Source organism: Streptomyces alkaliterrae, assembly GCF_007097205.2.
In the GTDB taxonomy this organism is placed as follows: domain Bacteria; phylum Actinomycetota; class Actinomycetes; order Streptomycetales; family Streptomycetaceae; genus Streptomyces; species Streptomyces alkaliterrae.
In genome coordinates this window covers 1-13,846 of the sequence record NZ_VJYK02000142.1, presented here as the reverse complement: position 1 = coordinate 13,846, position 13,846 = coordinate 1, and the positions used below count along the sequence as shown (strand labels likewise).

Sequence of the window (13,846 nt, the reverse complement as noted above, 5' to 3'; positions counted from 1 at the left end):
CCCGGCGCCCTGGCTGCGCCCCCGCGTCGGGCGGTCAGAGGGTCACTCCGCGGGCGCGCAGCCAGGGCGCCGGGTTGACGGCGGTGTCGGCCTCCGGGCCGGTGCGCGCCTCGAAGTGCAGGTGGGGCCCGCTGGAGTTGCCGGTCGTGCCCGACAGGCCGATCTGCTGGCCGCCCTCGACGCGCTGGCCGGGGACCACCTGGAGCAGTGAGAGGTGGGCGTACTGGGTGTGGTGGCCGTCCGCGTGCCGCAGTACGACCTGCACGCCGTACGCGTCGCCGCAGCCCGCCCGGGCTACGACTCCGGGCCCGACCGCGCGGACCGGCGTGCCGGTCGGGACGGCGAAGTCCAACCCCGTGTGGCGGCTCGTCCAGCGACCGCCTTGCGACCCGAAGCCCGCGGTGAGGCGGTAGCCGCCGCCGACCGGCTTGGTCCAGCCGCCGGACCGGTCGGCCGCCGCCGCGGTGCCGCCCGTCGGGCAGCCCGTCCGGTGGAGGGCGGGGCGGAACGAGCCGCGGGCCGCCCCGAGCCGGGCCGCCGCGCGTCGCGCCGCCGCCCGCTGCTCGGCCGCCCGGCGCTCGGCCCGTACGAGCTCGGCCTCGACCTGCCGTCGGACCCGCAGCCGCTCGCGTTCCGTCGCGCGCAGCCGGGCGAGCGCCTGTTCGGCGGCCCGCTCGCGTTCGACGAGCTGGTTCCTCGCCCGGTCCGTGGTGTGCAGCAGGTGGGCGGCGGCCCGGTTTCCCTGGCGGAGCGTGCTGCGGCGGTCCAGGTACTCCTCGGGGCTCCTGGCCAGGACGAGGCCCATGCCGGGTGCGATCCCGGTGCGGTAGTGGCTCGCCGCGACGACGCCGACCGCGCTCCGCAGCTCGCCGTACTCCCGGCGTTTGTCCCGGACGGCCGCGGCGAGGCGGTCGGCCGTGTGTCTCTGCGCCCGCGACCGGAGTCGGGCGCGTTCGTGGCTGCGGGCGGCGTCGGCCGCCTTCCGGTAGAGCGCGGCGACCTGGCCGGTGTGTTCGCCGGACGGTCGTCCGACCGCCGTGGGCGGCGGGGCCTGGGCCGCCGCGGCCTCGGGGGCGGCGGGCAACGAGAGGAGCAGGGCGCCGAGCAGCGCGGAGGCGAGTCGGCTCTGGTGTGACGGACGTCGGAACACGCGCACCATCTCCGTCCGATCACCACGGAACGATGCCACTTTCCGTGGTCGGCTGGATTCATCCGGTCACGGCTGGTCTGTCCCCGACGGGTGATCACTAAAGGCGCATATGCCTCGATTCCGCCCAATACAGGAAAAGGAAGCTCGTGTGATCAGCGGGTGTTGTTCCCGGAGTCGCCGTCGCGGCGGGTGAGGCCGGCGCGGTCGGCCAGTACGGCGGCCTGCACCCGGTTGAGGCCGCCGAGCTTGCCCAGCAGTGCGCTGACGTGGTCCTTGACCGTGCCGTGTGCGAGGCCGAGCCGGTCGGCGATCAGGGCGTTCGACAGTCCCTCGGCGAGCAGGGCCAGCACCTCGCGTTCGCGCGGGGTGAGCGCGGCCACCGCGCGCACCGCCTCCGGGGCGTCGCCCGAGCGGTGCAGATAGCCGCCGATCACGGTGGGGGTGACGGCCGGGTCGAGGGTGGAGCCGCCGTCGGCGAGGACGCGCACGGTCTCGATGAGCCTGGCCGGGTCGGCGTCCTTCAACAGGTAGCCGGCGGCGCCGAGGTGGAGTGCGGCCGAGAGGTAGTCGTCGGCGTCGAAGGTGGTGAGCATGCACACGGCCGGCCAGTGCCCGTCACCCGCGTCGGCTCGGGTGCGGATCTCCCGCAGGACGGCGAGTCCGTCGGTGTGCGGCATCCGGATGTCGAGCAGCAGCACGTCGGGGCGCGTCTGCTGCACGGTGCTCACGGCCTGCGCGCCGGCGCACTCCGCGACCACCTCGATGCCCGGCGCGCTGCCCAGGATGAGCCGTACGCCCGAACGCACCAGTTCCTCGTCGTCGACCACGACCACTCGAATCACGGGTTCCGCTTCTTTCGCCTTGCTGCCGTGCCCCCGCGGGCCCGTCCGACGGGTCGGACGGGCCCGCGGGGCGGGTACGTCTACTACACGCGGGCGGCCGTCGCACCTACTCACGGCCGACCTGGCGCCGCCCCGCCCCCGCCGCCCGGCGGGGGCGGATGAGGACGTCGGACGGACGCCCCGCGGTTCCCCGGCGGCAGAGGGTGGGGGCATGCCTGGACGCTACGCCACCGATACCCTCCCTCCTGCTCGTCCGACCCTCCCCCGGCCTCCGGCCGGGAGGTACCCCCGACGCGCCGTCGTCGGCACTCTGGTGGGTCTGACCGTGGCGCTGCTGTGCCTGGTGGCGGTGCCGCTCGCGCTGCTCGACTCCGACGAGGGGGAGGCCAGGGCGGACTCGCGCGGCTTTGTCGTCGAGTACGGAAAGGCGGGCCGGGGTGAGGGCGCCGATCGGCGGCTGCTGGAGGGCGCCGGGGTGCTGGAGAAGGCGACGGACCGGCTCAACAAGCGTCTGGTGCTGCCGTCGACGATCCGGGTGACCGCCCGGAGCTGTCCGGACGCCGCCGCCCACTACGACCTGGAGAAGTCGCGTATCGAGATCTGCTACTCGTTCGTCGCCGAGGTCCGGGAGCTGTTCGAGCGGTCGGTGAGGGACGCGGAGGGTGCGGAGGGCACGGAGCGGGTGCGGGCCAAGACCCTCGGCGTACTCACCGAGACGGTCTACCACGAGGCGGCGCACGCGCTCATCGACAAGCTGGGACTGCCGTTCACCGGGCGCGAGGAGGACGCCGCCGACCAGTTCGCGGCTTACCACCTGATACCGCAGGGCCGCCATGGCCGCGCGGCGCTGCTGGCGGCGGCCGAGAACTTCGCGCTGTACGCGGAGGACACCGACCCGGCGGACGTCGACTTCGGCGGCGAGCACAGCCCGGATGCGGTGCGGGCCGCCGCCTACTACACCTATCTGTACGGCTCCGACCCGAAGCGGCACGCCCGCCTGGTCGACGACGGGCTGGTCGGCGAGGAGCGCGCGGAGGTCGCCGAGGGCGAGTACCGGGCGCTGCGACGCGGCTGGCGCGTCCTCCTGGCCCCGCATCTCCGGCAGGGCTGACCTAGGTGCCACCGAGCGCTGACCACCCGCCTTGCCTGTCGCCGAGCCGTCCGTCATCGCCTCCCCGCCGGTTTTGTGCGCGATCTACGGACAGAAGAGTTGAGTCGCACACACTCAGGTCTGTTGACGGCCGCGGCACGCTGATGCATGCTTGAGTCAGTTCCACTCATACTTCGTTGGAGGAGATCCCGAAATGGCACGTGCGGTCGGCATCGACCTGGGTACGACGAACTCCGTCGTCAGTGTGCTCGAAGGCGGTGAGCCCACCGTCATCACCAACGCGGAGGGCGCCAGGACCACGCCGTCCGTCGTCGCCTTCGCGAAGAACAGCGAGGTGCTTGTCGGTGAGGTCGCCAAGCGGCAGGCCGTCACCAACGTCGACAGGACGATCCGCTCGGTCAAGCGCCACATGGGCACCGACTGGAAGATCAACCTGGACGGCAAGGACTTCAACCCGCAGCAGATCAGCGCCTTCGTGCTGCAGAAGCTGAAGCGGGACGCGGAGGCCTACCTGGGCGAGAAGGTCACGGACGCGGTCATCACCGTCCCGGCCTACTTCAACGACCACGAGCGCCAGGCCACCAAGGAGGCCGGCGAGATCGCCGGTCTGAACGTGCTGCGCATCGTCAACGAGCCCACGGCCGCCGCGCTGGCCTACGGCCTCGACAAGGAAGACCAGACGATCCTGGTCTTCGACCTCGGTGGCGGCACCTTCGACGTCTCGCTGCTGGAGATCGGCGACGGCGTCGTCGAGGTGAAGGCCACCAACGGCGACAACCACCTCGGTGGCGACGACTGGGACCAGCGCGTCGTCGACTACCTGGTCAAGCAGTTCCAGTCCGGCCACGGTGTGGACCTGTCCAAGGACAAGATGGCCCTCCAGCGCCTGCGTGAGGCCGCGGAGAAGGCCAAGATCGAGCTGTCCTCGTCCACCGAGACCTCGATCAACCTGCCGTACATCACGGCGTCCGCCGAGGGCCCGCTGCACCTGGACGAGAAGCTCACCCGCGCCCAGTTCCAGCAGCTGACGGCCGATCTGCTCGAGCGCTGCAAGACGCCGTTCATGAACGTGATCAAGGACGCCGGCATCCAGCTGTCCGAGATCGACCACGTCGTGCTGGTCGGCGGTTCCACCCGCATGCCCGCCGTCGCCGAGCTCGTCAAGGAGCTGACCGGCGGCAAGGAGGCCAACAAGGGTGTGAACCCGGACGAGGTCGTCGCCATCGGCGCGTCCCTCCAGGCCGGCGTCCTCAAGGGCGAGGTCAAGGACATCCTCCTGCTGGACGTCACCCCGCTGTCCCTCGGTATCGAGACCAAGGGCGGCATCATGACCAAGCTGATCGAGCGCAACACCACGATCCCGACGAAGCGTTCGGAGATCTTCACCACCGCCGACGACAACCAGCCGTCCGTGCCGGTGAACGTCTACCAGGGTGAGCGCGAGATCGCCGCGTACAACAAGAAGCTCGGCATGTTCGAGCTGACCGGTCTGCCGCCGGCGCCGCGCGGCGTCCCGCAGATCGAGGTCACCTTCGACATCGACGCCAACGGCATCATGCACGTCTCCGCCAAGGACCTCGGTACCGGCAAGGAGCAGCGCATGACCGTCACCGGCGGTTCGGCGCTCCCGAAGGACGACATCGAGCGCATGATGAGGGACGCCGAGCAGTACGCGGAGGAGGACAGCAAGCGCCGCGAGGCCGCGGAGACCCGCAACCAGGCCGAGCAGCTCGTCTACACCACCGAGAAGTTCATCAAGGACAACGAGGACAAGGTCCCGGGCGAGATCAAGACCGAGGTCGAGGCGGCCCTCGCGGACCTCAAGGAGAAGCTGAAGGGCGAGGACACCGCGGCGATCCGCGAGGCGTCCGAGAAGGTCGCCACGACCAGCCAGAAGCTCGGTCAGGCCATGTACGCCGACGCCCAGGCCCAGCAGGCCGGCGCCGGCGGCCCGGCGGGCGGCCCGGCGGGCGACGCCGGTCCGGCCGGTGACGACGACGTCGTCGACGCCGAGATCGTGGACGACGAGAAGGACAAGCGACAGGGTGGTGCCGCGTGACGGAGGAGACGCCGGGTTTCGACAAGAACGAGCCCGAGGTCCCCGCCGACGACGCCGCACGCTCCGATGACACGGCGCGGGGCGCCGGGGCCGCCGAACAGGCGGGCCCGGGCGCCCCGGCGGCGGAGTCGGCGGGAGTGCCGGCCGGCGGCGAGGCGGGCCCGGGTTCCGGTGCCGGCCAGGAGGTCCAGCAGGTGGCGCTGACCGCCCAGCTGGACCAGGCCAGGACGGCTCTGCGGGAGCGCACGGAGGACCTCCAGCGGCTCCAGGCGGAGTTCGCCAACTACCGCCGCCGCGTCGAGCGGGACCGGGTCACGGTCAAGGAGGTCGCCGTCGCGAACCTGCTGACCGAACTGCTGCCGGTGCTGGACGACATCGGTCGCGCCCGCGACCACGGCGAGCTGGTCGGCGGCTTCAAGGTGGTGGCCGAGTCCCTGGAGACGGTCGTCGCCAAGATGGGCCTCCAGCAGTTCGGCAAGGAGGGCGAGCCCTTCGACCCGACGGTCCACGAGGCGCTGATGCACTCGTACTCGCCCGAGGTGAGCGAGACGACGTGTGTGCAGATCCTCCAGCCGGGCTACCGCATCGGTGAGCGCACCATCCGCCCCGCGCGGGTGGGCGTGGCCGAGCCGCAGCCGGGCGGGCCCGCCAGGTCCGAGGACGCCGCCGACGCCGGCAAGGACGCCAAGGAGGCCGGGGAGGCCAAGGGCTCCGACGACGGGGAGAACGGTGGCCCCGAGGAGGGCTGACGCCAGGGCGGTGACCGTGCAGGTACGGCAGGTACGGAAGGAGGGACGCCGAGGATGAACCTCAGCAGGGAAGTCCTGGAGAAGGATCTCTACAAGGTCCTCGGCGTGCCCAAGGATGCCACCGAGGCGGAGATCAAGAAGGCGTACCGGAAGCTCGCCCGCGAGTACCACCCGGACGCCAACAAGGGCGACGCCAAGGCCGAGGAGCGCTTCAAGGAGGTCTCCGAGGCGAACGACATCCTCTCCGACGCCAAGTCCCGCAAGGAGTACGACGAGGCGCGGGCGCTGCTGGGCGCGGGCGGTTTCCGCCCGGGCCCCGGCGCCGGCGGCAACTTCAACTTCGACCTGAACGACCTCTTCGGGGGCCAGCAGGGTCAGGGCGGAGGCGGCGCCGGCGGCTTCGGCGGCGGCTTCGGGGACATGTTCGGCGGCCTGTTCGGCCGGGGCGGCCCGGGCACCCGGGCACAGCCCCGGCGCGGCCAGGACGTCGAGTCGGAGGTGACGCTCAGCTTCACCGAGGCCGTCGAGGGCGCCACCGTCCCGCTGCGGATGTCCAGCAGTGCGGCCTGCAAGGCGTGTTCGGGCACCGGCGACAAGAACGGCACACCGCGCGTGTGCCCGACCTGCGTCGGTACCGGGCAGGTCAGCCGGGGCGGGGGCGGCGGCTTCTCGCTCACCGACCCGTGCATGGACTGCCGGGGCCGCGGCCTGATCGCGGAGGACCCGTGCGACGTGTGCCGGGGCAGCGGTCGGGCGACCAGCTCCCGCACGATGCACGTCCGCATCCCGGCGGGCGTCGCCGACGAGCAGCGCATCCGGCTGCGCGGCAAGGGCGCGCCCGGCGAGCGCGGCGGCCCGGCCGGCGACCTGTACGTCGTCGTCCACGTCGACAAGCACCCGCTGTTCGGGCGGCGCGGGGACAACCTCACCGTCACCGTGCCCGTCACCTTCCCGGAGGCGGCGCTCGGCGGGGAGATCCGCGTTCCGACGCTCGGCGAGCAGCCGGTGACGCTCAAACTCCCCCCAGGTACCCCGAGCGGGCGTACGATGCGCGTCCGGGGGAAGGGAACGGTACGTAAGGACGGCACGCGGGGTGACCTGCTGGTCACGATCGAGGTGTCCGTCCCCAGGGAGTTGGGCGACAAGGCGCGGGAGGCCCTGGCGGCCTACCGCGAGGCCACCGCGGGGGAGGACCCGCGGGCGGCGCTGTTCAAGGCCGCGAAGGGAGACTGACGTGACGACGACCGGCCGAGGCGGACGCAGAAACAACCCCTATGAGCTGACCGAGGAATCACCGGTCTACGTCATCTCCGTCGCCGCGCAGCTCTCCGGGCTGCACCCGCAGACGCTCCGGCAGTACGACCGGCTCGGTCTGGTCTCCCCCGACCGCACGGCCGGGCGGGGGCGGCGCTACTCCGCGCGCGACATCGAGCAGCTGCGCGAGGTGCAGCGGCTCAGCCAGGACGAGGGCATCAACCTGGCCGGCATCAAGCGCATCATCGAGCTGGAGAACGAGGTGCGGGCGCTGCGGGCGCAGGTCGCCGAGCTGACCCAGGCGGTCGAGGGCGCGGCGGTGGCGATGCGGCAGCGGGAGGCGCAGGTCCACGCGTCCTACCGCAGCGAGCTCGTGCCGTACCGCGACGTGCACCGGCCGAGCGCGCTGGTGGTCTGGCGGCCCCAGCCGCGCGACGACTGAGCACGAGTCCTTCTGCGGGGACAACGGCGAGAGGCCCGACCGGTGGTGACCGGTCGGGCCTCTCGCCGTTGCTCGGGGGCGCCGCTCGCGGGGAGCGGCGACGCGCCGGGGCGAGCCGCGGGAACGGGGGTGAGTCCCGGGCTCGCCCCGGCGAGGTCCCGCTCCGCGGGGAGGCGGCGGGACGGTTCGCGGCCCGGTGGCGAGGGGCGTGACGCCACCGGGCGGGGCGGCCTCGCGTCAGAACGCGAAGACGTGGGACTGCTCGGCGCCCAGCACGCAGCTGTTGCCGAACGTGCGCTCGTAGGACACCCGGCGGCCGTCGAAGACTCCCTCGGCCGTGACCACATAGGGGTCGTAGATCATCGGGCACATGCGGTCCTCGTTCACCGGCAGCGCGTTGAAGTCGCCTTCCGCCTTGAACAGGTCCGCGCACGCCTTCGCCGCGGCGGGGTGTGAGCCGCCGGTCGGCTGGCAGTTCAGGGTGACCGCGCGCAGCGGCACGCTGCTGGCGGCGGTCTCGCCCTTGGCGACGGTGAGCGTCAGGGCGGTGGGCGCGTAGAGGGAGTCGGACTTGGCGGGGGTGGCGAGGGCGGTGCCGCTCAACGGCCCGAGCACTGCTGCTGTCAACAGGGTGCCTGCCGTTGCCCATCGCGCGGTGTTCCGCATTGTGTGCTTCCTTCCGCTTTCGGGGTGTGTGACGGATTGCGTTGTCGCGCCTCGGAGTCTGCCGACAATCTCCACACCGCGCACATCAACCGATCAAAACAAGTAGCGATGCGTATCACATTCGTGGCCGAATGTGACGGGCGCGCGCCGGCGCGAGGCGTGGCCGAACCGCCTCTGGCCATGGGGGACTTCAGGGCCGTTGAAGCCGACACTATGTGTCCGCGCGGTTACGGACAGCGTAGCGATTGGCCGAAATCGTACGGGTATTGGCCAACCGAACCGCGCTTCCGGCGCGTTGGACGGCGCGAAGCGCGCCACAGGGCGCGCGGCGCACGGAGTCGCACGGCGCGCCACGTGCCGTCCGACGGGCGGACGCCGCCGGCCCCGCCGCTACTCGCCGACCGCGCGGCGGCCCAGTGGCACCTCGCGGACCGCGAGCACGAGCAGCAGCGCCACAAGCGCGAGCGGCGCCGCGTACAGGTGCACGTCGGCGATGCCGTGTCCGTACGAACTCTCGATCACCTGCCGGACCGGCCCTGGCAGGCTGCCCAGGTCCGGGATGGCGCCGCCGCCCGCGGCGCCGCTCTGCGGGATGCCGGCCGCCGCCATTCCCTCCTCGACGTAGTGCGACACCCGTCCGGACAGCGCCGCGCCCAGCGCCGAGACGCCCACCGCGCCGCCGAGTGAGCGGAAGAAGGTGACGGAGGAACTGGCCGCGCCGAGCTGTTCGGCGGAGACCTGGTTCTGGGTGGCCAGTACGAGGTTCTGCATCATCATGCCGATGCCCGTGCCCAACAGCCCCATGTACACGGCCAGCTGCCAGTACGCGGTGTCGTAGCGCATCGTGCCGAGCAGCCCGAGCCCGGCGGTCACCAGGGTGCCGCCGGCGACCAGCCAGGCCTTCCAGCGGCCTGTGCGGGTGATCACCAATCCGGAGACGGTGGAGGAGGCGAAGAGGCCCGCGATCATCGGGATCGTCATGACGCCCGCCGTCGTCGGCGACTCGCCGCGCGCGAGCTGGAAGTACTGGCTGAGGAAGACCGTCGAGCCGAACATCGCGACGCCGACGAACAGGGAGGCGAGTGCGGAGAGCGCGATCGTGCGGTTGCGGAAGAGCCACAGCGGCATCACGGGGTCCGCCGCGCGGGCCTCGACGCGGACGAACAGCAGTCCGAGCAGGACCGAGCCGCCGACCATGGCGGCCGTCTGCCAGGAGGCCCACGCGTAGGAGTCGCCGGCGAGAGTCACCCAGACCAGCAGCAGGCACACGGACGCCGCGACGAGCAGGGCGCCGAGCCAGTCGACGCGCACGTCGGGCCTTCGGGCGGCGGGCAGCCGCAGGGTGCGCTGGAGCACCGCCAGCGCGATCACGGCGAACGGCACCCCGACGTAGAAGCACCAGCGCCAGCCGAGGCCCGGCGTGTCCGTGATCACCCCGCCGAGCAGCGGTCCGCCGACCGTGGCGACGGCGAACGTGGCGCCGAAGTAGCCGCTGTAGCGGCCGCGTTCGCGCGGCGGGACGATGGAGGCGAGGATCACCTGCGCGAGCGCCACGAGGCCGCCCACGCCGATTCCCTGGACCGCGCGGAAGGCGATCAGTACGCCGGTCGACTGCGCGAGCCCGGCGCCCGCCGAGGCCAGGACGAAGATCACGATCGCCGACTGGACGAGCACCTTCTTGCCGGCCAGGTCCGCGAGCTTGCCCCACAGCGGAGTGGACGCCGTCATCGACAGCAGCGAGGCGGTGACGACCCAGGTGTACGCGCTCTGGCCGCCGCCGAGGTCCGCGACGATCCGGGGGAGCGCGGTGGAGACGACCGTCGAGGAGAGGATGGCCACGAACATGCCGAGCAGCAGCCCGCTCAGCACCTTCATCACCTGCCGGTGGCTCATGAGCGGGGCGGCGGAGCCGGGCTCCGCGGGCTTGCCGGTCGGGACGTCGGCCGCCTCCGCCGTGGTCGCTCTGATCACCTGTCGCCGTCCCTTCCGAGGCATATAGTTCGTTGCTCTAAGCAACTGTAAGCCCAGGGGGAGGCGTGCTCGGGCCCGGGACGGGCAAACATCGGTTAAAGAACGCCGGCGCCCGGCAGGGGCCGACCGGGGTGCCATCGACCCGGCCCGTTCGCTAGGGTCGCGTCCATGGCTCACAACCCCCATGCACCGCAGGGACCGCAGGGCGGTCACGACCCCGCCGGCAGCACCCAGATGTTCCGCGCCTTCGTCGACGAGGGCACCCCCCGGCAGGCCGCCGCTCCGCCGCCGGCGGCGCGCGGCCCGCGCGTCGGGCTGATCGCAGGCGTCGTCGCCGCCGTCGTGGTGCTCGGCGCGATCGTCTGGCTCGCGATGGGCTGATCCGCCCCCTTACGCGGGCGGCGGGCGCGACTCCCCGAACGCGCGCCCCGCCTCCAGCGGGCCGCCGGTCTGTCCGAGCCCGGCGGCCCCACATGTCACTCCTCCGCGATGAGACCCTCGCGGAGCTGGGCGAGTGTCCGGGTGAGCAGCCGGGACACGTGCATCTGCGAGATGCCGACCTCCTCGCCGATCTGCGACTGCGTCATGTTGGCGAAGAACCGCAGCATGATGATGCGGCGCTCACGGGCCGGCAGGCGGGCCAGCAGCGGCTTCAGCGCCTCCCGGTACTCCACGCCCTCCAACGCGGCGTCCTCGTAGCCCAGACGGTCCGCCAGGGAACCCTCGCCGCCGTCCTCCTCCAGCGAGGGCGAGTCCAGCGAGCTGGCCGTGTAGGCGTTGCCCACCGCCAGTCCGTCGACCACGTCCTCCTCCGACACGCCGAGACAGGCAGCGAGTTCGGGAACGGTGGGGGAGCGGTCCAGCTTGTGCGACAGCTCGTCGCTCGCCTTCGTGAGCGCCAGCCGCAGCTCCTGGAGGCGGCGCGGCACCCGCACCGACCACGAGGTGTCGCGGAAGAAGCGCTTGATCTCGCCGACGACGGTCGGCATCGCGAACGTCGGGAACTCCACGCCGCGTTCGCAGTCGAAGCGGTCGATCGCCTTGATCAGCCCGATCGTGCCGACCTGGACGATGTCCTCCATCGGCTCGTTGCGGCTGCGGAACCGGGCGGCCGCGTAGCGGACCAGCGGAAGGTTCAGCTCGATCAGGGTGTCCCGCACGTAGTGCCGTTCGGGGCTGTCCTCGTCCAGCGCCGCCAGCCGCAGGAAGAGGGAGCGGGAGAGGGTGCGGGTGTCGATGCCGTCGGCGTGCCGGACAGCGCCGTCCGGCCCCGCGGCACCCTGCGGTGCGTTGGTAGTGATCTCGTCGGTGAGCACCTTCGAGCTGCCCAGTTCTACGGACATGCCACCCCCTTGAGGTCGCGGACGGGTCGCTGCGGCGGTCCCCGGTTGAGGACGGGTCCCCCACCTGAATACCGGAGGCGGGGACGCCGCAAACGCACTTCTTGCAGATTGTCACAAGTCAGCAACGCGATGTAGCGCCATGTCGATACAACAGCACAGCTGGGAAGACTGTCGAGCCCCCGGGGGTCACTCGAACTGGTTAGCTCTCGATGGCGTTTGCGGCTCGCAGGCGGGCGAAGCTGCGCGACAGCAGCCGGGACACGTGCATCTGCGACACCCCCAACTCCGCGCTGATCTGCGACTGCGTCAGGTTTCCGTAGTAGCGCAGCAGCAGGATGCGCTGCTCCCGCTCGGGCAACTGGACCAGCAGATGGCGCACCAGCTCCCGCCGCTCCACGCCGTCCAACTCCGGATCCTCGTAACCGAGTCGGTCGACGAGGCCGGGCATGCCGTCGTCCCGTTCGGTGACGGCCTCCAGCGACGTCGGCCGGTACGCCCGGCCGGCCTCCAGGCAGGCCAGCACCTCCTCCTCCGGCACCCGCAGCCGCTCGGCGATCTCCGCGGTGGTCGGGTTGCGGCCGTGCAGGACCGTCAGATCCTCAGTGGCGCCGCTGACCTGCGCCCACATCTCGTGCAGCCGGCGCGGCACGTGCACGGTGCGCACGTTGTCCCGGAAGTACCGGCGGATCTCGCCGACGATCGTCGGCATCGCGAACGTCGGGAACTGCACGCCGCGGTTGTGGTCGAAGCGATCGATGGCGTTGATGAGGCCGATGGTGCCGACCTGGACGATGTCCTCCATCGGCTCGTTGCGGTTGTGGAAGCGGCGGGCGACGTACCGGACGAGCGGGATGTTCAGTTCGATCAGAGCCGCTCTGGCCCGGTTGTGCTCCGGCGTCCCCGGCCGGTGCCGGGCGAGCCGTTCGAAGAGCGCCTGCGTCATCGCCCGGTTGCCGGCGCTGCGCCCCTCGCGTGCCTGAGTCGCAGCCACCGTCGGACCACCCCTCTCGAACGTTCAGTCCTGTAACACCCGGGAAAAGCGGTCATAGCATCACAATTCCCCATGCTTGTGTGCAAGGAGGTGCGCGCCGTGTTGATGGTGACCGGGTACGGCCGAACGGCCCTCCGCCGGCTTCCGGCCGGGAGTTACCCCGAGCGCGGCGGCGGGTGAACGGATGTTCCCGTGCGCGGCGGCGGGCCGGCGGGACGTGGGGGCGGTGTCAGTTGACCAGTTCGGTCATGAAGTTGCCGACGCCTTTCGCGGCGCTGGAGATGCCCTCGAACCCGACGTGGACCAGGTCGGCTGCACGCTTCGGAGAGGTGATGATCGTGTACAGCACAAACGTGACAAGAATGTACAGAGCGATCTTCTTTATCTGCACCCTCGTCGCCCTCCCCGGCCGTTCTCCGCCCCACGGACATCGGGCGGTCGCGTGAGTCTAACCGGACGACCCGAAATGGCGACCGGCCCGGCGGCGAACGCCGAAGGGCCGGACTCTGACGAGCCCGACCCTTCGGTATCACGAGCGGTAGCGGTGGGATTTGAACCCACGGTGGAGTTGCCCCCACACTCGCTTTCGAGGCGAGCTCCTTCGGCCGCTCGGACACGCTACCGAGAGGAAGCTTAGCCCACGGGCGGGCGTGTGCCGAAATCGGTTCCCGGGCGGCCCGGCGCGGGGCGTGCGCCGGGGGCGCGGAAGAAGTCGGTGAGCAGGGCGGCGGCCTCCTGCTCCAGTACGCCGCCGATCACCTCGGGCCGGTGGTTGAGCCGGCGGTCGCGTACCAGGTCCCACAGTGAGCCGGCGGCGCCGGCCTTCGCGTCGCGTGCGCCGTAGACGATCCGGTCGACGCGGGCCAGGACGCTCGCGCCCGCGCACATCGTGCACGGTTCGAGGGTCACGACGAGGGTGCAGCCCGTCAGCCGCCACTCGTGGGGCGGGGCGCCGGTGCGGGCGCGCAGCGCGGCGGCGGCCGCCCGCAGCGCGACGACCTCGGCGTGCGCCGTCGGGTCGCCCTCGGCCTCACGGGCGTTGCGCCCGCGCGCGAGCGGTTCGCCGCCCGGATCGAGGACGACGGCGCCCACCGGCACGTCGCCGGTCTCCCGGGCGAGCGCGGCCTCGCTCAGGGCGAGCCGCATCGCGGGGAGCCAGGGGGTGCGCAGAGGGTCGTTCACGGCGACAAGTCTGCCTCAGCGGGCCGCGCCGCCGCGCCGGGCGTACGCCGGAGCTTCGGGGCGGGTGTACGCCGGAGGTTCGGGGC

The 13,846-nt window shown here is 71.8% G+C and carries 13 protein-coding genes, 1 tRNA gene and 1 pseudogene; 6 read left to right on the top strand and 9 right to left on the bottom strand.

The genetic code is table 11. From position 1 onward, the window contains the following. Positions 1-34 precede the first annotated feature (34 nt). Entirely contained in the window at positions 35-1,150 is a 1,116-nt protein-coding gene (locus FNX44_RS14885; RefSeq protein WP_173019197.1) for a peptidoglycan DD-metalloendopeptidase family protein, read from the bottom strand. A 152-nt stretch (positions 1,151-1,302) separates the two neighbouring features. Beyond that, positions 1,303-1,992 carry a response regulator gene (locus tag FNX44_RS14880; RefSeq protein WP_143648719.1) on the bottom strand — a complete coding sequence of 230 codons (690 nt, stop codon included), beginning with the start codon at positions 1,990-1,992 and terminating at the stop codon, positions 1,303-1,305. 211 nt (positions 1,993-2,203) lie between these two features. On the opposite strand from FNX44_RS14880, the gene FNX44_RS14875 reads away from it, so the two are divergent. The 5 genes from FNX44_RS14875 to FNX44_RS14855 all read left to right on the top strand — a co-directional run bounded on the left by FNX44_RS14875 (position 2,204) and on the right by FNX44_RS14855 (position 7,607). After that, positions 2,204-3,103, top strand: coding sequence for a DUF4344 domain-containing metallopeptidase (locus FNX44_RS14875; protein WP_173019196.1), 900 nt, complete (start codon positions 2,204-2,206; stop codon positions 3,101-3,103). A gap of 193 nt (positions 3,104-3,296) precedes the next feature. Beyond that, positions 3,297-5,162, top strand: coding sequence for a molecular chaperone DnaK (dnaK, locus tag FNX44_RS14870; RefSeq protein ID WP_143648717.1), 1,866 nt, complete (start codon positions 3,297-3,299; stop codon positions 5,160-5,162). Beyond that, positions 5,159-5,911 (top strand): nucleotide exchange factor GrpE, encoded by a 753-nt coding sequence (gene grpE / locus FNX44_RS14865; protein ID WP_143648716.1) that lies wholly within the window; start codon positions 5,159-5,161, stop codon positions 5,909-5,911. The genes dnaK and grpE overlap by 4 nt, the downstream gene beginning before the upstream one ends. A 54-nt stretch (positions 5,912-5,965) precedes the next feature. Further along, positions 5,966-7,144 carry a molecular chaperone DnaJ gene (gene dnaJ, locus FNX44_RS14860; RefSeq protein ID WP_143648715.1) on the top strand — a complete coding sequence of 393 codons (1,179 nt, stop codon included), beginning with the start codon at positions 5,966-5,968 and terminating at the stop codon, positions 7,142-7,144. A 1-nt stretch (position 7,145) separates the two neighbouring features. Continuing rightward, positions 7,146-7,607 (top strand): heat shock protein transcriptional repressor HspR, encoded by a 462-nt coding sequence (locus FNX44_RS14855; RefSeq protein WP_143648714.1) that lies wholly within the window; start codon positions 7,146-7,148, stop codon positions 7,605-7,607. A 237-nt stretch (positions 7,608-7,844) separates the two neighbouring features. On the opposite strand, the gene FNX44_RS14850 is transcribed toward FNX44_RS14855, so the two are convergent. Together FNX44_RS14850 and FNX44_RS14845 are read right to left on the bottom strand one after the other, a co-directional pair. Beyond that, complete coding sequence (locus FNX44_RS14850) at positions 7,845-8,234, bottom strand: subtilase-type protease inhibitor (protein ID WP_407699203.1); 390 nt, start codon at positions 8,232-8,234, stop codon at positions 7,845-7,847. A gap of 453 nt (positions 8,235-8,687) precedes the next feature. After that, a pseudogene (locus FNX44_RS14845) lies at positions 8,688-10,166 on the bottom strand (MDR family MFS transporter); the annotation flags it as partial. 246 nt (positions 10,167-10,412) lie between these two features. On the opposite strand from FNX44_RS14845, the gene FNX44_RS14840 reads away from it, so the two are divergent. Continuing rightward, positions 10,413-10,625, top strand: coding sequence for a hypothetical protein (locus FNX44_RS14840; RefSeq protein ID WP_143648712.1), 213 nt, complete (start codon positions 10,413-10,415; stop codon positions 10,623-10,625). Positions 10,626-10,720: 95 nt separating this feature from the next. Here the strand turns inward: FNX44_RS14840 and FNX44_RS14835 are convergent, their stop codons facing one another. The 5 genes from FNX44_RS14835 to FNX44_RS14815 all read right to left on the bottom strand — a co-directional run bounded on the left by FNX44_RS14835 (position 10,721) and on the right by FNX44_RS14815 (position 13,724). Beyond that, positions 10,721-11,587 (bottom strand): RNA polymerase sigma factor SigF, encoded by an 867-nt coding sequence (locus tag FNX44_RS14835; protein ID WP_143648711.1) that lies wholly within the window; start codon positions 11,585-11,587, stop codon positions 10,721-10,723. A 199-nt stretch (positions 11,588-11,786) separates the two neighbouring features. Then, positions 11,787-12,530: an RNA polymerase sigma factor SigF gene (locus tag FNX44_RS14830; RefSeq protein ID WP_143648722.1), complete on the bottom strand. Its 744-nt coding sequence runs from the start codon at positions 12,528-12,530 to the stop codon at positions 11,787-11,789. A gap of 277 nt (positions 12,531-12,807) precedes the next feature. Further along, a complete protein-coding gene (locus tag FNX44_RS14825; protein ID WP_153507298.1) occupies positions 12,808-12,969 on the bottom strand; it encodes a hypothetical protein in 162 nt (53 codons plus the stop codon). Positions 12,970-13,114: 145 nt separating this feature from the next. Beyond that, positions 13,115-13,201, bottom strand: a tRNA-Ser gene (locus FNX44_RS14820). Positions 13,202-13,211: 10 nt separating this feature from the next. Next, complete coding sequence (locus tag FNX44_RS14815; protein WP_143648721.1) at positions 13,212-13,724, bottom strand: nucleoside deaminase; 513 nt, start codon at positions 13,722-13,724, stop codon at positions 13,212-13,214. Positions 13,725-13,846: the final 122 nt, after the last annotated feature.